The following is a 21,495-nucleotide window of genomic DNA, read 5'->3' as shown; positions in this document are numbered from 1 at the left end:
CATAGCCGATGTCTTCATCTCATGTTTGGTTTCTTGGGGCCAGCGATCATCCGCTGGGCCGCCTGATGGTTTTCAAGTGATTGCGGGCGCCAGGGAGAGGATTGGCATCGATCGCATGGCGACGGCCAGTTCCGGTCCGGACAGTCCGGTCCGGGTCAATTTTCGGATCTGCCGACGGTCACGAAAAGTATTGCGGGCAAGTCGAAAAGGCATGGTCAGGCTTGTTCCGGCGGAATAAGCCCTACTAAGGTTGTGCCGCCGCCTGCCGTGCCACATCAGCAGTGTCGTCCGTCGAGGCATCGTCGACCAGCAGGATCTGGCCGATGACCTCGGCCTCACTGCTGAGCGATGCCAGCGTCGTCGCGATGGTTGCGGCCGCATTGTGGGCAGGGATGACGATGCAGACTGCTCTCAATTACGAACGTCGCGCCTGCGCGCTTAGCAATATGATGACCGTCCCCTCAAAACGAGCATAGAGTAACGGCCCGTCGATGTTTGAGAAGTCGCCTTGTCCACCTTGAATTGCAGCAACGGGCGCCTTGCACATACAGGCTCGACTTCACGCCTTTTCGAGCGCGACCGGGATGACGTCGACGGCCTGCTCGCCGACCTGCCCGCCGGTGGTCTTCAGCACGCCGACGATCGGAGCGACGTCGGAATAGTCGCGGCCGTGGCCGACGGTGATGTGGTCGTTGCTGGCCCGCATGCCGTTGGTCGGGTCGAACTCCTGCCAGCCGGCGTCGCGTCCGCACCAGACCTTGACCCAGGCATGCATGGCATCGGCGCCTTCCAGCCGGGGTTTGCCCTTCGGAGGGATGGTGCGCAGGAAGCCGCTGACATAGCCGGCCGGTATGCCGAGCCCGCGCAGCCCGGCGATCATGATGTGCGAAAAGTCCTGGCAGACACCGCGCTTCAGCCTGAAAGCATCGCTGGCCCGGGTCCGCACCGTGGTCGCCTCGCCATCATAGGTGAAATCGCGGTGGATGCGGTTGCACAGGTTCATGGCCGTGCCGGCGGCCGAGTTGCCGACGCTGTCCTGCGCATATGAAGTGATCGCCGCGTCGACGCCGGCATGGCCGCTGACGGCCAGGAAGTGATGCGGTGCATCCGGCGCCAGCGACCGCACTGCGGCCAGTTCCTGCCTCAGCCGCCCGATATCCGGCGACACGTCGAGCCCGGGCTCGGGCCGCGACACCGACACACGCGCGCTCATCCTGATGTCGAGCGCGTCATGCGCATCGCGAAAGGCAATCGAGGTGACGTTGTTGCCGAAGAAATCCGAAAAGTCGGAACGCTCGTTGGGCGCCGGCGCAAAGGACAGGGATGCCGCGATGACGCGCTGCACACCGGAAATCGTCGACGGCAGGACGCGGATCTGGTGGCGGCCGCCGCCGGCCGCGGCTGCATAGTCGTAATGGAGATGAAGCCTGATGTCGTAAAGCATGCGCTACTTTTCTTGTCCTGCCGCGGGTTCTGTCGCAAACCGCGCGAGGCTTTTGCGGGACCTGCCTAGCCGAAATAGGCCTTGGCGAGGCTGTTGTAGAGGCCGCCTATCTCGCTGGCGAGATCGTCAAGTGCCACGGCCGTCATGTCCGAAGGCTCCTTGATGGCGATAGCCGTGTTGAGCTGCAGGATTTCTTTCGCCGCCGGCGACATGTGCCCCTCGCCGCCGACCGACGGCAAGAGACCGATCTCGGCCTTCAGCCTCTCGAGCTGGAACAGGATGGAGCGCGGATTGAGCGGATCGAGCGCCAGAAGATCGATCACCGTGCGCCGGCCGGCCTGCACCGGATATTGCCGGCGGTGGGTCATCACGCTGTCGCCGATCTCCAGCATCATGTCCAGCGCGCCTTCCGGCGCCTGGGCGCCGGTCAGCCGTGCGAGCGTGCGGGCGATCTGGATGCCGCGCTCCAGCCGCCGGCCGATCTCGAGGAACCGCCAGCCGGCAAAACGATACATGTTCTCGTGCAGCAGGCCGGAAAACCCGGCGAGCTTGCGCAGGATGACGGTCATCGCCCGTGTCGCGTCATCCCCCGGCGCCACCGTCGTGGCGAACTGGTGGATGGTCTTCGACAGGTCCTTGAGCGCGAGCCAGCCGTCGGGCGAGAAACGGTCGCGGATCTGGCCGGCGCTGTAAACCGCGCTGTCCAGCGTGCCGATCAGCCCCAACGGGATCGCCGTGCCGACATCGATGCCGAACGGTTCGAGATAGTCCCTGATGTCGGCCAGCAGCGGCATGTCCGGGTCCGACGTTTCGGCCAGCCGCACATGATAGGCGCGCAAGATGCGCACCGTGTCTTCCGAGCGTTCGATGTAGCGGCCGAGCCATGTCAGGTTTTCAGCCGCGCGGCTGGGCAGGCTGCCCGGCCTGGTGCGGTTGAAGCTGTCGCCCTCTTGCGGCAGCAGCGTCTCGCGCTCCACCGGCCTGTCGCTGACCACCCAGACGTCCGCCGCCTGGCCGCCGCGCTGCATGGCGATCGCGGTCGGGTCGAGTGACAGGCCGACGCGGGCGAACCCGCCCGGCATCACCGTCCAGCCCTGTGGCGTGCGCGCCAGATAGACGCGCAGGCTCGCTGGCCGTGGTTCCAGCCAGCCACCGACATAGACGGGCGTCGTCGACAACGTCACCGCTTCCTGGCCGACGAAGGCATCGCCATCGCGCTCGATGCGGGCCACCAGCTCCGCCCGCTCCCCGGCCGACAGTGCCGAGCCGAGCTTGGTCTGGCCGTCATCCTCGAAGGCGAGCCTGGTCGACAGCGCCGGGCCGATCACCATACGGTCGATGTTGGCAAGCACATGGGCGCGCTCGGCCTCCTGCCCGCACCACCATGTCGCGACGCTCGGCAGCAACAATTCCTCGCCACGCAGCTCGCGCGCGACCTTGGGCAGGAAGGCGAGCAGCGCCCGCGTTTCCATCAGGCCGGACCCCAGCGCATTGACGGTGGACACGGAGCCCTGCCGGATCGCCTCGACCAGCCCCGGCGTGCCGATCTGTGAATCCGAGCGCAGTTCGAGCGGATCGGCGAAGGCGGCATCGAGGCGCCGCCAGAGCACGCTGATCGGCATCAGGCCGGAAACGGTCCGCACCATAAGCCTGCCGCCGGAAACGGTCAGATCCTCGCCCTCCAGCAGCATGATGCCGAGATAGCGCGCGATGTAGGCGTGCTCGTAATAGGTCTCGTTGAGCGGCCCCGGCGTCAGGATGGCGACGCGGCCGTCGGTGGCCATGCCGAGCAGCGCATCGCGGAAGCGACGGAAGAAGCCGGCGAGCCGGTGCACATGCATCTCGCCATAGATGTCCGACAGGGCGCGCGTGGTGGCGACGCGGTTCTCCAGCGCGAAGCCGGCGCCGGACGGCGCCTGCGTGCGGTCACCCAGCACCCACCAGCGGCCATCGGGCCCGCGGCCCAGCTCGAAGGCGCAGAAATGAAGGAAATGGCCCTCGGCCGGCCTGGTGCCGACCACGGGCCGCAAATATTCAGGACTGGCGGCGATCAGCCCTGCCGGCAGGATGCCCTTTTCGATCAGCCGGTTGCGCCCATGGATATCGGCGATGGTTTCCTCGAACAGCTCGGCGCGCTGGACGAGGCCGGCGCTGATCGCGGCCCATTCGGTATCTTCGATGAGCAGGGGCACATGCGCCAGCGGCCATTCGCGCTCATTGGCGCCTGCCTTGTCGTAGACGCGGTAGTAGACGCCGGCGTCGCGCAGATACTGGTCGGCGCGGGCAAAGCGCTGAGCGAGCTTTTCAGGCCCCAATTCGTCGAGCGCCTCGATGAAATCCTTCCAGGCCGGACGGGGATTGCCTGGCGCGTCGACCATCTCGTCGACGACGCCGTCGATCGGCTGGTAGTGCTCCAGCAGGCTGTGGGTTTGCGGCCTGCCGCGTACCCTCTTGTGATTCCCCTTTGCCATATCGGATCACAGTCTTGGCGGGCGCCGAAGGTCAAGGGTCATCGGGAAATCTTGTGCCGGTTGTTCCTCGCGCAGCACATAGCCGGATGGCGTGTGGCCGCGCGGTTCGAAGCGGGCCAGCCGCCGGGCCTCGGCCTCGTTGCCGTTGACCGGGAACGTATCGTAGTTGCGCCCGCCCGGATGCGCGACATGGTAGACGCAGCCGCCAAGCGCCCTGCCCGACCAGCGGTCGTAAATGTCGAACACCAGCGGCGTGTTGACCGGCAGCGCCGGATGCAGGCCGGAAGCCGGCTGCCACGCCTTGAAGCGTACACCGGCCACCGCGACCTCCCTGTGGTCGGTGACCTTCATCGGCACGATGCGGCCGTTGCAGACGATCGCGTGACGCTCGGGGTTCAGCCCTTCGGTCTTGACCTGTAGCCGCTCGACCGAGGAATCGACGAAGCGTACGGTGCCGCCGATGGCACCCTGTTCGCCCATGACATGCCAGGGCTCCAGCGCCTGGCGCAGTTCCAGTTTGATGCCGGCATGGCGGACGTCGCCGCAGAACGGAAAGCGGAATTCGAGCTGGGCGTCGAACCATTCGGGCCGGAACTCGAAACCGTTGAGCTTGAGGTCGTCGAGCACGTCGAGGAAATCGGCCCAGACATAGTGCGGCAGCATGAAGCGGTCATGCAGTGCCGTGCCCCAGCGCACGAAGCGGCCGTCGAGCGGGTTCTGCCAGGCGTGGGCGATGATGGCGCGCACCAGCAATTGCTGCGCCAGCGACATGCGCGCATTGGGCGGCATTTCGAAGCCGCGGAATTCCACCAGCCCCAGCCGGCCGGTCGGCCCATCCGGCGAGAACAGCTTGTCGATGCAGATTTCCGAGCGGTGCGTATTCCCCGTGACGTCGGTCAAAAGGTTGCGGAACAGCCGGTCGACCAGCCACGGCAAGGGTGCGGCACCCTGGTCCGGATGCGGCACCTGCGCCATCGCGATCTCGAGCTCATAGAGAGAGTCATGGCGCGCTTCGTCGAAGCGCGGCGCCTGGCTGGTCGGCCCGATGAACAGGCCCGAGAACAGGTAGGACAGCGAAGGATGCCGCTGCCACTGCAGAACCAGGCTCTTCAACAGGTCCGGACGGCGCAGGAACGGGCTGTCGTTGGGCGTCGCGCCGCCGACAACGACATGGTTGCCGCCGCCGGTGCCGGTGTGGCGGCCATCGATCATAAACTTGTCGGCGCCAAGCCGTGTCTGCCGTGCCTCCTCATAGATCGCCGTCGTCGTCGCCACGCAATCCTGCCAGTTGGAAGCCGGATGGATGTTGACCTCTATGACTCCCGGGTCGGGCGCGACGCGGATGATGTTGAGGCGCGGATCATGCGGCGGGCCATACCCCTCGATATGCACGGGAAGCCCTATTGCCTTTGCTGCGTTCTCGGCCGCCGCAACCAGTTCGAGATAGTCTTCCAGCGCCTCGACCGGCGGCATGAACACGCACAGCCGCCCGTCGCGTGGCTCGACCGAAAGCGCCGTGCGCACCGCGCCGCCGATCTCGGTGATCTCCTGTTCGACCCGGTCCTGCTGGCCACTTACAGCGGTGAAGGATGCCGCCTGCTGGCGGCGCGCCATTTCGTCGGCGCCTTCGCGTTCGGCTGGAGCCGCACCGGGCAGGATCGCCTCGCGCGCCGGCAGCGGCCCGCGCGGCAGCGACGGATCGACCGGCACGATGTAGGGAAACTGTGCCGGCGGCACATAGGGCAGCGTGCCCAGCGGCAAGCGATAGCCGACCGGTGAATCGCCCGGCACCAGGAACAGGCGGCCGCGCCGCGTCGTCCATCTCTCCGAACGCCAGCGCGGTTCCGATGCCTGGCTGTTCCAACGCTGCACCGGCAGCACATAGCCCGACGGTTTGGTCAGCCCGCGCTCGAACACGCGCGCCATGCGGCTGCGTTCCTCCGGATCCTCCAGCCTTGAGTTGGACGGATCGACATTGTCGGGCAGCTTGCCTTCCTTGAGCAGCCATTCGGCCGGATCCTCATAGGCTTCGCTGACCATCGACCTGTCGATGCCGAGTTCATCGGCGATTGCCGTGAGCAGGCTTTCCGCCTGCCGCGGGCCGACCTTGGCGTCGCTCTTCTCGCGCGCGATCAGCGACGGGTCGCTCCACACCGGCTGGCCATCGGCGCGCCAATACAGCGAGAAGGTCCAGCGCGGCAGGCTCTCGCCGGGATACCACTTGCCCTGGCCGTAGTGGAGAAAGCCGCCCGGCGCGAAACGCCCGCGCAGCCGTCGGATCAGCGCATCGGCCTTTTCGCGCTTGGTTGGCCCGACGGCCGCGGTGTTCCACTCGGCGGATTCGAAATCGTCGATCGACACGAAGGTCGGCTCGCCGCCCATGGTCAGCCGCACATCCTGCGTCTTCAACACGGCATCGACCTTGTTGCCCAGCGCGTCGAGCGCCTGCCAGCTCTCGTCCGAAAACGGCTTGGTGATGCGAGGATGTTCGGCGATGCGGTCGACCCGCATGTCGAAGCCGAACTCGACATTGGCGAAGCTCGCCATGCCCGAAATCGGGGCGGCGTTGCGGAAATGCGGCGTCGCCGCCAGCGGCACATGGCTCTCGCCGGTCAGCAGGCCGGAGGTCGGATCGAAGCCGATCCAGCCGGCGCCCGGAAGATAGACCTCGCACCAGGCGTGCAGATCGGTGAAATCGACCGTCGTGCCGGCCGGACCATCGAGCGCGACGAGGTCGGGCTTGAGCTGGATCAGATAGCCCGACACGAAGCGCGCGGCGATGCCGAGATTGCGCAGGATCTGCACCAGCAGCCAGCTGGAATCCCGGCACGAACCCTTGCCTGCGGCCAGCGTTTCCTCCGGCGAGAAGACGCCGGTCTCCATCCGCACGATGTAGGCGATCTCGCGCTGCAGGCGGGTGTTGAGGTCGACGAGGAAATTGACCGTATTGGGCGCACTGCGGTCGATGGTTCTCAGGAAGGCCGAGAGCAGCGGCCCCGGCGGCTCCGGTGTCCGGTAGATGGCGAGGTCGTCCCTGATCTCTTCAGGATATTCGAACGGGAAGGTCTCGGCCGACGGCTCGACGAAGAAATCGAACGGATTGTAGACCGTCATGTCGGCGACGAGGTCGACCTCGATCTTCAGTTCGCTCACCGGCTCGGGAAAGACGAAGCGGGCGAGGAAATTGCCGTAGGGGTCCTGCTGCAGATTGACGAAATGGTTCGCCGGCTCGACCTTGAGCGAATGGCTGAGTACCTTGGTGCGGGAATGCGGCGCCGGCTGCAGCCTGATGATTTGAGGCCCGAGAACCACCGGCCGGTCGTATTTGTAGTGGGTCAGGTGGTAGACGGCTGCCAGAATTGCCATGGGGCCCCGGAGATCGGCGTTTCAAACGAACGCTAGACCCTGACACAGATAGCAGCCGATCTCCAAGCGGATGTTGCGGTGCACCCAATCTAACGCCTTGTTTCGTCTCCCCGAGTAGGTCGACGGAGTGGAGGAAGGCGGTTCTCAATCGCGCAGACTTTGTAGTAACGCGATCAGCTCAGGTGCGAATTGCCTTATGGCACTGCCTGGCTCAGAAAAACGCCTGCAATCCCGTCTGGGCCCGTCCCAGGATCAGCGCGTGCACGTCGTGCGTCCCTTCATAGGTGTTCACCGTCTCCAGGTTCTGCGCGTGGCGCATGACGTGATAGCCGATCTGGATGCCGTTGCCGCCATGCATGTCGCGGGCCTGGCGGGCGATGTCGAGCGCCTTGCCGCAATTGTTGCGCTTGACGATCGAGATCATCTCCGGCGCCATCTTGCCTTCGTCGAGCAGGCGCCCGACGCGCAAGGATGCCTGCAGCCCGAGCGCGATCTCGGTCTGCATGTCGGCGAGTTTCTTCTGATAAAGCTGCGTGCCGGCCAGCGGCTTGCCGAACTGCTTGCGGTCCAGGCCATACCGGCGCGCGCGGTGCCAGCAATCTTCCGCCGCACCCATCGAGCCCCAGGAAATGCCGAACCGGGCCCGGTTGAGGCAGCCGAACGGGCCCTTCAGCCCGGAGACATTGGGCAGCAGCGCGTCTTCGCCGACCTCGACGCCTTCCATCACCACCTCGCCGGTGATCGAAGCGCGCAGCGACAGCTTGCCGCCGATCTTCGGCGCCGAAAGGCCCTTCGTGCCCTTCTCCAGCACGAAGCCACGGATCTCGTCCTTGCCGTTCTCGCCCTTCAACTTCGCCCAGACGACGAACACGTCGGCGACCGGCGCATTGGAAATCCACATCTTGGAGCCGGAAATCCTGTAGCCGTTGGCGGTCTTCTCGGCGCGGGTCTTCATGCCGCCAGGATCGGAGCCAGCATCCGGCTCGGTCAGGCCGAAACAGCCGATCCACTCGCCGCTGGCGAGCTTGGGCAGGTATTTCTTGCGCTGTGCGTCCGAGCCATAGGCATGGATCGGATACATCACCAGCGACGACTGCACCGACATCATCGAGCGATAGCCGGAATCGACGCGCTCGACTTCGCGCGCGACCAGTCCGTAGGTGACATAGTTGGCGCCAAGCCCGCCGAATTCTTCTGGAATATTGATGCCGAGCAGGCCGGCATCACCCATTTCGCGGAAGATCGCGGTATCGAAGGTCTCGTTGAGGTAGGCGTCCTCGATGCGCGGCGCCAGCTTGTCGGCGGCGAAGGCGGCCGCACCGTCGCGCACCATGCGCTCGTCTTCCGAAAGCTGGTCCTCGATCAGGAACGGGTCTTCCCAGACGAATGCATTCTTGTCGGCGGCCATGGCTTCTCGATCCTCAAACAAGTGAAGCCCGGCTTATCGGCCCGCGGCCTGAAAAAATCAAACGAAATTGCTTCATCGATCAATGAGCGTTAGGAATAGATCATGAGTGTCCAGCGTCGCCTTTTGCCGAACATCGGTGCCCTTGCGGCCTTCGAGGCCGTCGCCCGTCTTGGCAGTTTCACCGCCGCCGCGCAGGAGCTGGACCTGACCCAGGGCGCTGTCAGCCGGCAGATCAGGCTGCTGGAAGACCAGTTCGGCCGCCGGCTGTTCGAGCGCGACAGCCGCAATGTCCGGCTCTCGGCTGCGGGCGAAATCTACGCCGAGGCGGTGCGCGCCGCGCTTGGCCAATTGCGGGACGCCGCGCTTGGATTGATGAGCAATCGGCATAGCGGCATCCTGAACCTTGCCATATTGCCGACCTTCGGCACGCGCTGGCTGATGCCGATGATCCCTGATTTCGTCGAGAACAATCCCGACATCACCATCAACTTCGTCACCCGTGTCGGCCGCTTCGACTTCGCCCGGGAAAGGCTGGATGCCGCCATCCACTACGGCCTGCCGGACTGGCCCGAAGCGGACTCGACTCTCCTGGTGCGCGAGACGGTGGCGCCGGTGGTATCGCCCGAATTCCTCGCCGGCCGCGCCATCGCCACGCCGGCCGATATCGGTCGCCTGCCGCTGCTGCACATGGCGACGCGCCCCGGCGCCTGGACCGAATGGTTCGAGCACCAGGGCCTGAGCGCGCCGACGGGCCCCGGCATGCAGTTCGAGCAGTTCGGCACCGCCGCCCAGGCCTGCATGGCGGGGCTCGGCGTGGCGCTGTTGCCGCTGCTGCTCATCGCCGGCGAATTGCAGCGCGGCCAGTTGGTGACCGCGCCCGGCCAGCCCATGCAAAGCCGCAGCGCCTATTACCTCGTTGTCCCCCACGACAAGCGCGGCTATCCGCCGGTCGCGAGTTTTCGCGACTGGCTGCTGGCCCAGCTTGATAAGGAGCCGGCTGTTCTGGCCTGGTAGCTACTTGCGCTTCAGCGCGTCCGCCAGCGCCGCGCCGAATGCGCCTTGCTGGGCCGGCCGCTCGGGCTGGCGCTGAGGCGTTGGCGAGCGTGGCGCGGGCCTGCCGCCACCATTGTCGCGCGGCCCTCTCGATCCGTCGCCCTCGCCGCCGTCCTTGCGCATGGAGAGCCCGATGCGCTTGCGCTTGATGTCGACATCGACGACGCGCACCTTGACCACGTCGCCGGCCTTGACCACCTCATGCGCGTCCTTGATGAACCGGTCGGCCAACTGCGAGACATGCACCAGCCCGTCCTGGTGCACGCCGATATCGACGAAGGCGCCGAAGGCCGCGACATTGGTCACCGTGCCTTCGAGCAGCATGCCGGGCTTCAAATCCTTGATGTCGTCGATGCCGTCGGCGAAGGTCGCGGTCTTGAAGCCGGGGCGCGGGTCGCGGCCGGGCTTTTCCAGCTCCGCCAGGATGTCGCGGACCGTCGGCAGGCCGAAACGCTCGTCGACGAAGACGCGCGGATCGAGCGCCTTGAGTGCGGCGCTGTCGCCCATCAATGCGCGCACATCGCGCCCGCAGGCGGCCACGATCTTCTTGGCCACGCCATAGGCTTCGGGATGCACCGCCGAGGCGTCGAGCGGCTCGCTGCCGTTCGGAATGCGCAGGAAGCCGGCGCATTGCTCGAAGGCGCGCGGTCCCAGGCGGGACACCTTGAGCAGATCCTTGCGGCTGGCGAACGGTCCCGTCGCGTCGCGGTGCGCGACGATGGCGTCGGCGAGCGACGCGCCAAGCCCCGAGACACGCGCCAGGAGCGGCGCCGAGGCGGTGTTGAGGTCGACGCCGACGGCATTGACCGCATCCTCGACCACCGCTTCCAGCGAACGTCCGAGCCGGTACTGGTCGACATCGTGCTGGTACTGGCCGACGCCGATCGACTTCGGTTCGATCTTGACCAGTTCGGCCAGCGGATCCTGCAGCCGCCGCGCGATCGACACCGCGCCGCGCAACGATACGTCAAGGCCGGGGAATTCGGCCGCCGCCGTCGCCGATGCCGAATAGACCGAGGCACCTGCCTCGCTGACGATCACCTTGAGCGGCTTGGGGCCTGAGCCGGCGGGCATGTCGGACAGCATGTCCGCCACCAGCTTTTCCGTTTCGCGGCTGCCGGTACCGTTGCCGATCGAAATCAGCTCCACCTTGTGCTGGCGGACCAGCGCGGCGAGTTCCGTCTGCGTGCCGCGCACATCGTTCCTCGGCGGGAACGGATAGACCGTCGTCGTCGCCACCAGCTTGCCGGTGCCGTCCACCACGGCGACCTTGACGCCGGTGCGGATGCCGGGATCGAGCCCCATCGTCGGCCGCGAGCCGGCGGGAGCCGCCAGCAGCAGATCCTTGAGATTGCGGGCAAAGACATGGATCGCCTCTTCCTCGGCCCGCTCGCGCAGATCGCGCATCAAATCGAGCGTCAGGTGCAGCGACAGTTTTATGCGCCATGTCCAGCCCGCGACGTCCATCAGCCAACGGTCGCCCGGCAGGCTGCCGCCGATCGCGTAGGCATTGGCGATCATCCGTTCGACCGGCCTCACCGGCGAAGCATCGTCGGCATCGACCTCAATGTCGAGCGACAGCACCTCTTCGTTGCGGCCGCGCAGCATGGCCAGCGCGCGGTGGCTGGGCACCGTCGCCCAGCGCTCGACATGGTCGAAATAGTCGGAGAACTTCGCGCCGGCCTCCTGCTTGCCGTCGACCACCCTGGCCCGCAAGAAGGCGCGTTCCTTCATGTAGCCGCGCAGCTTGCCGACCAGATCGGCATTCTCGGCGAATTGCTCCGAGAGGATGTCGCGGGCGCCTTCGAGCGCCGCCTTGGCGTCGGCCACCTCCCCGGTGACATAGGCCAGCGCCGCCTTGGCGGGCACCAGCGAGCGGTCGGCCAGGATGGCCCCGGCCAGCGGTCCCAATCCGCGCTCGCGGGCGATCTCGGCCTTGGTGCGGCGCTTCGGTTTATAAGGCAGGTAGATGTCCTCGAGTTCCGCCTTGGTAGCAGCGGCGACAATCTTGGCTTCGAGTTCCTCCGTCAGCTTGCCCTGTTCGCGGATCGATCCAAGGATGGTGTCGCGGCGGGCGTCGAGCTCGCGCAGGTAGGCGAGCCGCTCGGCAAGGTCGCGCAGTTGCGTGTCGTCCAGCCCGCCCGTCACCTCCTTGCGGTAGCGCGCCACGAAGGGCACCGTCGCGCCCTCGTCGAGCAGTTCGATGGCCGCGGCCGCCTGTTCGGGCCGCGCCTTGATCTCGGCTGCGATGATGGCTGCGATGCGCTTGATGTCGGATGCCATGTCGTTCCTGCTGTCGTCGAAAAGAGCGGCGACCATAGGCGCAGATGCATGCCCCGCCAACCGCGACGTTTTCAACCGTCGCAGGCGGTCCACAAGAAACCATGCGGCAGCTGACCGCGCCTAACGGCTCAGACCAATCGCGTCAGCGCCTCGAAGAAAGCGACGATTTCGAGATCAAGCGGGTCATCGACCGGTTCTGGCTGCGACGACATCTTGGCAATGACCACTTCCGCCTTCGGGTCGACATAGAGCCACTGGCCATGGATGCCGATGCCGCAATAGGCGCCGCTCGGCTTGCCCGACTGGTACCATTTGTTGCGATAACGGCCCTGCGGAAAAAGCGGCAGCATCGCACCGCGCTGCCAGGCTTCCGAACTGCCGCCAATGCTGATCGTGTCGCGCACCCACGCCTCCGGCACAATGCGCCGGCCATTGGCGGTGCCGCCCTGCCGCATCATCTCGCCGATGCGCGCGAGATCGCGCGGCGTCACCGAAATGCCGCCGGCGGTGCGCGCCGTGCCTTCCATGTCGACGCCGATCGAAGCTTCGCTGACGGCGCCAAGCGGCAGCCACAGCCTGTCGCGCATCAGGTCGGCGAAGCGCCGGCCGGAAGCGCGTTCAAGCAGCAGGCCGAGCAGGTCGGAATTGGGCGAACGGTAGCGGAAGGTCTGACCATGTGGCTCGGCAAGCCGCTGCAGGGTCAGGATGAATTCGCGCAGGCTTTCCGTGCCGCCGCCCGGGTTCCATAGCGTGGCGCGGCGATAGCGTGCGAAGGCGCTTTCCGGATCGAGATAGGCCTCCTCGAAATCGAGGCTGACGCTCATGTCGAGCACATGCCGCACGCTGGCCTCGCCATAGGCCGAGCCGGTGGCCTCCGGGATGTATTGCGTTACCGGCGCTTCCGGATCGAAAGCACCCTCGCCTTCCAGTATGCCGGCGATGATGGCGGTCACCGACTTGCTGATCGAGAAGATGATGTGACGGGCACCGAAATCCATATGCGGCGCGAACCAGTCGCCGACGGTCTTGCCGCTCTTCATCACCGTCAGCGCGTCGGTGCTGGAACGCACGAGGAATTCGTGCACGGTCTCCGGCGCGCCGGCGACCGAAACTTTCTCGCCCAGCAGGCCGCCGAGGTCTCGCACCGGCTCCTCGGCGGCACCAGGCATTGCGGTGACACGCGCGGTCGGAACCAGTTCGCCGAGGTTCTGGAACGACCATCGGTTGAACGGATTTTCACGCCAGTTGGCGAGCAGCACCTCGTTGCGGCGGAAGCCGTAGCGGGTCTCGAACGCGGTCTTGCCGGTCATGGCGTTTTCCTTCCAGGTCGTTTCTCGTGGGGCTGAGCGCAGGGCGGCGGCGATCGCGTGCACGGCCTTCAGCGTTGCTATGGAATAGGCGAGATTGCTGAAATCCGGCCAGGTCGAAAGCTTCACCACGACCATTCCTGTATTCCAGTCGATATGGATCATCTGTCCGAACACGCCCCGGCATATCAGCGCGCGCGAGCTGGGATTCTCGATCCAGAACTGGTTGCGGTAACTGCCCTCCGGCATGCTGGCGGAGAAATCCGGGCCATGCCTACCGTTGCGCGTCGCCTCGATCCAGACGGCCGGCACGATGCCGCCCCCATTGTCGAGGATCATCTGGCCGAAGCGGCCATAGTCGCGAAGCGTGGCGTTGAAGCCACCATCGGCGAGCGCATAGCCGGCGCCGTCGACGGTGAAGCAGGCGCTTTCATCGACACCAAGCTTTTGCCAGAGCTCTTCCGAAACCAGCTGCGCCAGCCGCTTGCCGGTCACCCGCTCCATGATGAAGGCGAGCACGTCGGTCTCTATCGAGCGGTACTCGAACTTTGCTCCGTGCGGACGGACCGTGTCTTTCAAGCCGAGGATCAGCTCGAACATGTGCGATGGCCAGCGGAAGTCCGGATCGCTGCCAGGCGGTACCGGCTTCCAGCCGGCAGCGACATCGACCTGGCCGATCTCGGAATAGCGGTCCGTATAGTCCTCGGAAAAGCGCACGCCCGTCGTCATGTCGAGCACGTGCTGGACGCTGGCGCCGGCCCAACCCGTGGCGCCAAGCTCCGGCAGATAATCCGTGACCGGCCGGGTGGGATCGATCAGCCCGCGCCCGGCCAATATGCCGAACACCGCGCCGGTGATCGATTTTGCCATCGACTGCGACAGATGCAGCGTGCGCTCGTCCATGCCGTTGAAATAGCGCTCATAGGCGATCTTGCCGTTCTTGAGCACCAGGAAGCCGTCCGTATAGGTCTCGTCCAGCAACCCCGCGAGCGTCGAAGGTCTGCCCTCGCTGTCTTCGACCGTCAGCCCGTCGAGATCGACTTCGGCGCGTTCGATACGGTGGCGGTGGCCATTGCCGCGCCAGACTTCGGCGGTCGGCAGGATTTCCCTGATGTGCTGGAAGGTCCAGCGGTTCCATGGCGGCCGGTCCCAGTCGAGCCTTGGCGGCACCATGGCGGGCGGCGAGCCCTGCATGATCGGCGGCCGCGGATCGCTGTTGCGGTAGGAATTCATGGCATCACCAGCCTGAAATGGGAGCCCGGCACCATGCGATGCCGGGCTCCGAGGGTCAGCTTACTTCTGCAGTTCGGTCCAGATCTTGGTGTAGATCGCATCCGCCTCAGGCGAGCACATCATGGCCATCGTGCCATGCGCTTTGCTGGCGTCCGGGATGATGATCTCGGGCGCATCCTTCATATCGGCCGGCATGAATTTCTCCGACCCGGCAATGCCGTTCGCATAGCGATGATAGGCGGAAAGCCCGGCCGCGATCTCGGGGTCCATGATGAAGTTCTGGAACAGCTTGGCGTTCTCGACGTTCTTGGCGTCCTTCAGCACGACAACGTTGTCACTCCAGTAGGTGAATCCTTCCTTCGGATAGCCGAAGTGGACCTCAGGACGCGCCAGCCGGATGCGCAGTCCTGCCCCATTCCAGGTGGTGGACGCCTGGAAATCGCTGGCCTTCATCTTGTCGATGGCGCTGTACTCCATCGCAACCCAGTTGGGCTTGGCCGCAACCAACAGGTCCCGCACCTTCTTCAGCACTTCCTTGTCGGCTGTGCACTGCTCGCCGCCGACATAGCGGATCGCGGCGGTCATGACGTCCTTCATCTCAGGAACGACGTTGACCTTGCCCTTCAACTCATCCGGCGTATCGAAGATGATGCCCCAAGTATTGATGTCACCCTTGTAGGTGCTGGTGTTGACCACGGTGCCGACCGTGCCCCAAGCCCACGGAACGGAATATTTGCGGCCGGGATCGAACTCGGGATTGGCCCATTCGGGCGCGATGTTCCTCGCGTTCTCCATGCCGCCCGGATTAGTCTCGAGCAAAAGCCCTTCCTTGATCCAGATCGGCAGGTGCGTCTGCGAGGGAACGGCGATGTCGAAGCCGCTGCCGCCCTGCCGCACCTTGGCGAGTGCCGTGTCATTGGAGTCGTAGTCAGTGATCGTGACCTTGACCTTGTATTTCTCCTCGAACTTCTTGATGACGTCGGGGCTGGTGTAATTACCCCAATTATAGATGTTAAGCGCACCCTCGGCGTTGGCGAACCCGGTCGCGGCCAACAGGGCCAGGACCGCAGTGGCGGCGGATAATCTCAAATTCACGGCAATATTTCCTTCTAACCTGTAATGTTATCCGCAAATACGCAGACAACGTGCTGCTCATAGCCGGGATCGACGTTTTGTCGATCCCGGCTGCAATCATTTCGGACGAAGCGTTCGAAGCTTACTTCTGCAGTTCGGTCCAGATCTTGGTGTAGATGTCCTGGATTTCAGGCGCACACATCTTCTGGAATTCGCCCTGTGGCTTCGCGGCGGCCGGAATGACGACTTCCGGCGCATCCTTCATGTCGGCCGGCATGTATTTGTCCGAGCCGGTGATGGCGTTGGCGTAGCGGTGGAAGGCCGAGAGGCCGGCTGCGTTTTCCGGATCCATGATGAAGTTCTGGAACAGCTTGGCGTTTTCGACGTTCTTGGCTTCCTTCAGAACGACGACGTTGTCGCTCCACAGGCCATAGCCTTCCTTCGGATAATTGTAGTGGATGGCCGGATTGGCCAGCCGCTGGCGCAGCGCAGAGCCGTTCCAGTCGCTGGTGGCCTTGAAGTCGCCGGCGCCCATCTTCTCGATGGTGTTGTATTCCATGGCGATCCAGTTCGGCTTGGCCGCGACGAGCGTGTCACGCACCTTCTTCAGCACCGCCTTGTCGTCGGTGCACTGCTGGCCACCGACATATTTGATCGCGGCGAAGATGACGTCATTCATCTCGGGAACGACGTTGACCTTGCCCTTCAGCTCGTCGGGCGTGTTGAAGATGATGCCCCAGCTGTCGGCCGGTCCCTTGTAGGCATCGGTGTTGACGACGACGCCCACCGTGCCCAGCGCCCACGGCACCGAATATTTGCGGCCGGGATCGAAATCTGGATTGGCCCATTCCGGCGCCACGTTCTTGAAGTTCTCCATCTTGCCCGGGTCGGTTTCGAGCACAAGCCCTTCCTTGATCCAGATCGGCACGTAGGTCTGCGAGGGCACGGCGATGTCGAAGCCGGTGCCGCCCTGGCGGACCTTGGCGAGCGCGGTGTCGTTCGAATCGTAGTCGGTGATCGTGACCTTGACGTTGTACTTGGCTTCAAACTTCTTGATTACGTCAGGGCTGGTGTAGTTGCCCCAATTGTAGATGTTGAGCACGCCGTCGGCGCGGGCGAGGCCCGTCGAAGCGAGCAACGCCAACCCCATGGCGGTTGCTGTTGTCTTCCAGTTCATGGTTTTAACTCCCATTGTCGGTTTCAGTCTCGTTTCCTGCTGACGAAGAAAAACAACGTGACGATCGCGACCGAAAGCAGCAGGAAGGCGGTCGATATCGCGTTGATCTCGGGTGTGATGCCGCGGCGGATCTGGCCGAGCATGTAGGTCGGCAGCGTGTCCTGACCGCCCGATTTGACGAACTCGGTGATGACGACGTCGTCGAGCGAGATGACGAAAGCCAGCATCAGGCCGGCCAGGATGCCGGGCCACAACAGCGGCAGCGTGATGCGGCGGAAGGTCTTCCACGGCGTCGCGTAGAGATCGGCGGCGGCACGCTCCAGCGTCAGGTCCATATTCTCCAGCCGCGCCCGGATCGGCAGGTAGGCGAAGGGAATGCAAAACGCCGTATGCGCGGCGATCAGGTAACCGAGGCCGGAATAGCCGGTGAAGATCTTGATGCGCGAGAAGAAGATCAGCAGCGCCACCCCGGTGACGATCTCGGGTACCATCAACGGCTGGTTGATCGCCGCATATTTGAAGGTGAGGCCGGGATAGGAGGCGGTGCGCGTGGTGGCGAGCGCCGCCATGGTGGCGAAGATGGTCGACAGCACCGCCGCGATGGAACCGATCTGGAAGGAACGCAGCGTTGCGTCGATGACCTGCGTGTTCTGGTATGCCGACTGGAACCATCTCAGCGAAAAGCCGCCCCATTCCGACGTCGAGCTTGCCGCATTGAAGGCATAGATCACCAGCACCGCGATCGGCAGGTAAAGCACGACGAAGCAGGTCGCCGCGATCGCGGTGAAACCCGGCTGGTGCTTGATCGAGAAATTGCTAGCCATGACGCACCCCCGACTTGCCGGCATTGCGCACATAGGCAAGCAGCGCCACCATGACGATGATCATCACGGTGATCGACAGCGCCGAGCCGAGCGGCCAGTTGCGGCCCTGCCCGAACTGCAATTCGATGAGGTTGGACAGCATCATGTTCTTGCCGCCGCCGAGCACGCTCGGCGTCACATAGGCGCCGAGGGCCGGAATGAAGACGAGGATGGAACCGGCGATGACGCCCGGCTTGACCAGCGGGAAGATGATGCGCCGCAGCACCCGGAAACGCGTCGCGTAGAGGTCGTAGCCGGCTTCGACCAGCCGGAAATCGAGCTTCTCCATGCTGGCATAGATCGGCAGCACCATCAGCGGCAGGTAGACATAGGCCATGCCGATCAGGATCGCCGTGTCGGTGTAGAGGATCTGGACAGGCGCCGAGACGATGCCGAGCTTCAACAGGATCGTGTTGATGATGCCTTCGTTGCGAATGATCTGCAGTACGGCGAAGGTGCGGATCAGAAGGTTGGTCCAGAACGGGATCGTGATCAGGAACAGCCAGAGGTCGCGGGTCTTTTCGCTGCGTGTCGCCATGAAATAGGCGGTCGGGAACCCAAGCGCCAAAGTGGCGATCGTCGTCACGACGGCAAGCTTGATGGAGCGGAGGAAGATAGTGACATGCGCCGCCGCGAGCGAAAGCGTATCGTCGAAAATATCGCGTTCCAGGAGCACCGACGTCCAGGCGTCGGACGAGAACTGCCATTTCACGTCGCCATAGGCGCCGGGCGTCAGGAAGGAATAGACGAGAACGATCAGCAACGGGCCGGTCGCGGCCAGGAAAATGACCAGCAGCGCCGGCGCTGACAAGAGCCAGCGGTCACGGACATCGCGCCGTTCCGCCGCCTTGGCGACTTCTTCCGCGGTGGCCATCAGTCCCTCAGCACTTGCGCGGCGTCGTTGCCGATCATGATGCCGACCTTGTCGCCGCGCTCGAAACCGCAGCCGGCGCTGCGCGTATTCTGCTGGCGCACGGTAAAGGCCTCGCCGCTGTCAAGCTGGACATGAATATGCGTGTCGGTGCCGAAATAGACGATGTTGTCGACCATGCCCGACAGCTCGCCCTTGTCCTTCGTCAGCTTGGCGTGCTCGGGCCGCACCACCACGGTGGCATTGTCCTTGGGCTGGAAGCCTTCGGCAACGGTTGCTTCGATCGTCGTGCCCGATTTGAGCGTCGCGCGTGCCTTGCCATTGCCGATGCCCGATATGGCGGCGGTGAGGAAGTTGGTTTCGCCGATGAAGTCGGCGACGAAACGGTCCGCCGGCTTGTCGTAAATGTCCCAGGGCGAGCCGACCTGCAGGATCTTGCCCGACGACATCACCGCGATGCGGTCCGACATCGTCAGCGCTTCTTCCTGGTCATGGGTGACGAAGATGAAGGTGATGCCGGTCTCATGCTGCAGCCGCTTCAACTCGATCTGCATCTCCTTGCGCAGCTTGTAGTCCAACGCCGAGAGCGGTTCGTCGAGCAACAGCACTTTCGGCTGCGGCGCGAGCGCCCGGGCCAATGCCACGCGCTGCTGCTGGCCGCCGGAAATCTGGCCTGTGCGGCGGCCCGCCAGGGCCTCCATTTTGACCAGCTTGAGCATCTCGGCGACGCGCGCCTTGATCTCGGCCTTGGGCTTGCCCAGCATCTCCAGGCCGAAGCCGATATTGTCGGCCACCGTCATGTGCGGGAACAGCGCATAGGACTGGAAGACGGTGTTGACGGGTCGCTTGAAGGGCGGCAGCGGCGCGATGTCCTGCCCGTAAAGCAGGATCTCGCCGGCGGTTGGAAAGTCGAAGCCGGCGATCAGCCGCAGCAAGGTTGTCTTGCCGCAGCCAGACGGTCCGAGCAGCGTGAAGAACTCGTTCTCGCGGATGGATACCGAAACCCTGTCGAGGGCAGCAACCTGCCCCTCACCCGATCCGAAAATTTTGCTGACGTTTACTACTTCAATCGCATTCCGATCCGGTTTGTCCGGCACGATTACGCCTCACTGTTGACCCCGCTCTTGCTGGCGGAGCTCTTCCCCTGTTGGATGTGAACACATGGCCGGTAGGTTGGCAAGCCCGGCATTGAATCACAGTTCAGTCAGTCATTCCAGGCTTGGCAGGCCCATGCCAAGGTCAGGCTTCATAGGTAACCTTCCCGCCGCAGATCGTCGTTGCCGGCCGTACCTTGTGCAGGTCTGCCGGCGCGGTCTTCTCGATGTCGGCCGACAGGACGACCAGATCCGCCATGTAGCCGGGCTTCAGCATGCCCTTGCGATCTTCGGCGAATTCCGCATAGGCGCCTTCGACCGTATAGGCCGCAAGCGATTCATGCAGTGAGAAGCTCTGGTCCGGATCGCTTTCTGCCCAGGGTTTGCGCAGCATCGCCGCCTGGATGCCCAGGATCGGGTCGATCGGCGAGACCGGCCAGTCCGAGGCGAAGACGACATGCGTGCCGGCGTTTTTCAAGGTGCGCCAGGCATAGCTCAGCGGCCAGCGGGCCGGCCCGATGCGCGACACGGTCGGCTCCAGCGGGAAATCCATGGCGCCGGGCGGATGCGGCGGCTGCATGGAAGCGATGACGCCGAGTTCGGCGAAGCGTGGCACGTCCGATGTGGTGGTGACCTCGATATGCTCGATGCGATGCCGGCTGTCGCGTTTGCCGTTGGCTTTTTGCGCCGCCTCGTAGCCGTCGAGCACGGCACGCACCGCCCCGTCGCCGATCGAGTGTACCGCGATCTGCAGCCCGCGCTTGTCGATGGCGACGGCGAGGTCGATGAACTGTTGCGGCGTGAACAGCGGCTCGCCGACCCAGTCGGGACGGTCGGCATATGGCTCGATCATGACAGCCGTCCAGGAATCCAGCACCCCGTCATAGAACACCTTGACCAGGCCCGATGACAACCACTCGCTGTCGAAGCGTTCGGCCATCTCGGATGCCTTGTCGAGCATGTCGAGCGTCATGAAATTCTTGTAGTGGAACGGTATCTGCACGCGGCAGGGCAAGCCTTCCTCGGCCTCGATCTCGGCCAGCAGTTCGAGCTGGTAGAGATTGCCGTCCATGTTCTGGATCGAGGTGATGCCGTGGCGCGCGCACCAGGCAAGCCCTCGCCGCATGATGTCACGGTCGAAGGCGCGCTCTTCCGCCGAAGGCATCGGGTCCGGCTCGCCGCCGGTCGCCAGCCCCAGCCTCACGCGGCTTTCGCCGGCGAGGTCGAGCACCGGGCCGAAGGCTTCGCCCTCGCGCAGTTCGCCATTGGCCAGGCCGTCCTCGCCCATGACGATCTCGTTGCCCGGGCCAAGCGCGCGACCATGCAGGATGCCGGCCATGTCCAGCGCTTTGGTGTTGGCCCACATCGTGTGGTGGTCGGGCGCGGCCATGACGAAGGGCCGATCCGGCAGGATCGTGTCGAGGTGATGGCGCGTAACCCGCTCGTCGCCAAGCACGGTGTAGTCGACGCCCTGCCCGACCAGCATTTTTGCGTCGGGATGTGTCGATGCGTAGTCGCGGATCGCCGTTTGCAGCGCCTCGAAGCCGTGGACGCCCGACAACTGCAGATGGGCAAGCTCGGCCGCACCCGAGAAAAGATGCATGTGGGCTTCGATGAACCCCGGGAGCACCGAACCGCCCTTGGCGTCGACAACCCTGGTGCCCGGTCCCTTGAACTCTTCGATGGCGGCGCGGCTGCCAATGGCGATGATGGCGCCGTCCTTGACGGCAACGGCCTCGGCGCTGGGATTGCCGGCGTCCATGGTCAGGACACGACTATTGATGACGACCAGATCCGCATTGTGACCCGCATCCGTGACAGACATCGCGACTCCGCGCTTTTGACGACTGA

General features: G+C 64.4%; 14 protein-coding genes and 1 pseudogene. 1 reads left to right on the top strand and 14 read right to left on the bottom strand.

Translation table 11 applies throughout. The annotated features are described in order from the left end of the window. Positions 1-244 precede the first annotated feature (244 nt). The 5 genes from FJ958_RS10340 to FJ958_RS10320 form a co-directional block, all read right to left on the bottom strand. Complete coding sequence (locus FJ958_RS10340; protein ID WP_246676805.1) at positions 245-415, bottom strand: glycosyltransferase; 171 nt, start codon at positions 413-415, stop codon at positions 245-247. A gap of 144 nt (positions 416-559) precedes the next feature. Beyond that, on the bottom strand, positions 560-1,444 hold the full coding sequence (locus FJ958_RS10335) for a transglutaminase family protein (RefSeq protein WP_140742149.1): 885 nt from the start codon (positions 1,442-1,444) through the stop codon (positions 560-562). A gap of 65 nt (positions 1,445-1,509) precedes the next feature. Further along, on the bottom strand, positions 1,510-3,915 hold the full coding sequence (locus FJ958_RS10330; protein ID WP_140742147.1) for a circularly permuted type 2 ATP-grasp protein: 2,406 nt from the start codon (positions 3,913-3,915) through the stop codon (positions 1,510-1,512). Positions 3,916-3,921: 6 nt separating this feature from the next. Then, positions 3,922-7,281 (bottom strand): transglutaminase family protein, encoded by a 3,360-nt coding sequence (locus FJ958_RS10325; RefSeq protein WP_140742145.1) that lies wholly within the window; start codon positions 7,279-7,281, stop codon positions 3,922-3,924. A gap of 211 nt (positions 7,282-7,492) precedes the next feature. After that, entirely contained in the window at positions 7,493-8,689 is a 1,197-nt protein-coding gene (locus tag FJ958_RS10320; protein WP_140742143.1) for an acyl-CoA dehydrogenase, read from the bottom strand. 102 nt (positions 8,690-8,791) lie between these two features. On the opposite strand from FJ958_RS10320, the gene FJ958_RS10315 reads away from it, so the two are divergent. After that, the gene (locus FJ958_RS10315; RefSeq protein ID WP_140742141.1) at positions 8,792-9,703 is read left to right on the top strand and encodes a LysR family transcriptional regulator; all 912 of its coding nucleotides are present in this window, start codon (positions 8,792-8,794) and stop codon (positions 9,701-9,703) included. Here the strand turns inward: FJ958_RS10315 and FJ958_RS10310 are convergent, their stop codons facing one another. From FJ958_RS10310 to FJ958_RS10270, 9 genes and pseudogenes are all read right to left on the bottom strand, one after another. Further along, entirely contained in the window at positions 9,704-12,025 is a 2,322-nt protein-coding gene (locus FJ958_RS10310) for a Tex family protein (RefSeq protein WP_140742139.1), read from the bottom strand. 128 nt (positions 12,026-12,153) lie between these two features. Then, positions 12,154-13,335: a serine hydrolase gene (locus FJ958_RS10305; RefSeq protein ID WP_140742239.1), complete on the bottom strand. Its 1,182-nt coding sequence runs from the start codon at positions 13,333-13,335 to the stop codon at positions 12,154-12,156. Positions 13,336-13,374: 39 nt separating this feature from the next. Continuing rightward, positions 13,375-14,565: pseudogene (locus FJ958_RS10300) on the bottom strand (serine hydrolase); the annotation flags it as partial. 60 nt (positions 14,566-14,625) lie between these two features. Beyond that, entirely contained in the window at positions 14,626-15,660 is a 1,035-nt protein-coding gene (locus FJ958_RS10295; protein WP_140742137.1) for an extracellular solute-binding protein, read from the bottom strand. A gap of 121 nt (positions 15,661-15,781) precedes the next feature. Continuing rightward, the gene (locus FJ958_RS10290) at positions 15,782-16,816 is read right to left on the bottom strand and encodes an extracellular solute-binding protein (protein WP_140742135.1); all 1,035 of its coding nucleotides are present in this window, start codon (positions 16,814-16,816) and stop codon (positions 15,782-15,784) included. A gap of 23 nt (positions 16,817-16,839) precedes the next feature. After that, positions 16,840-17,640, bottom strand: coding sequence for an ABC transporter permease (locus FJ958_RS10285; RefSeq protein WP_140742133.1), 801 nt, complete (start codon positions 17,638-17,640; stop codon positions 16,840-16,842). After that, entirely contained in the window at positions 17,633-18,553 is a 921-nt protein-coding gene (locus FJ958_RS10280) for an ABC transporter permease (protein ID WP_140742131.1), read from the bottom strand. The genes FJ958_RS10285 and FJ958_RS10280 overlap by 8 nt, the downstream gene beginning before the upstream one ends. Further along, positions 18,553-19,647 (bottom strand): ABC transporter ATP-binding protein, encoded by a 1,095-nt coding sequence (locus tag FJ958_RS10275; RefSeq protein WP_140742129.1) that lies wholly within the window; start codon positions 19,645-19,647, stop codon positions 18,553-18,555. The genes FJ958_RS10280 and FJ958_RS10275 overlap by 1 nt, the downstream gene beginning before the upstream one ends. Before the next feature lie 142 nt (positions 19,648-19,789). Next, positions 19,790-21,469: an amidohydrolase gene (locus tag FJ958_RS10270; RefSeq protein ID WP_140742127.1), complete on the bottom strand. Its 1,680-nt coding sequence runs from the start codon at positions 21,467-21,469 to the stop codon at positions 19,790-19,792. Positions 21,470-21,495 lie beyond the last annotated feature (26 nt).

It is taken from the genome of Mesorhizobium sp. B2-3-5 (genome assembly GCF_006442395.1).
GTDB lineage: Bacteria > Pseudomonadota > Alphaproteobacteria > Rhizobiales > Rhizobiaceae > Mesorhizobium.
The sequence above is the reverse complement of the archived record's forward strand: the minus strand, read 5'-3'. Positions and strand labels throughout refer to the sequence as shown.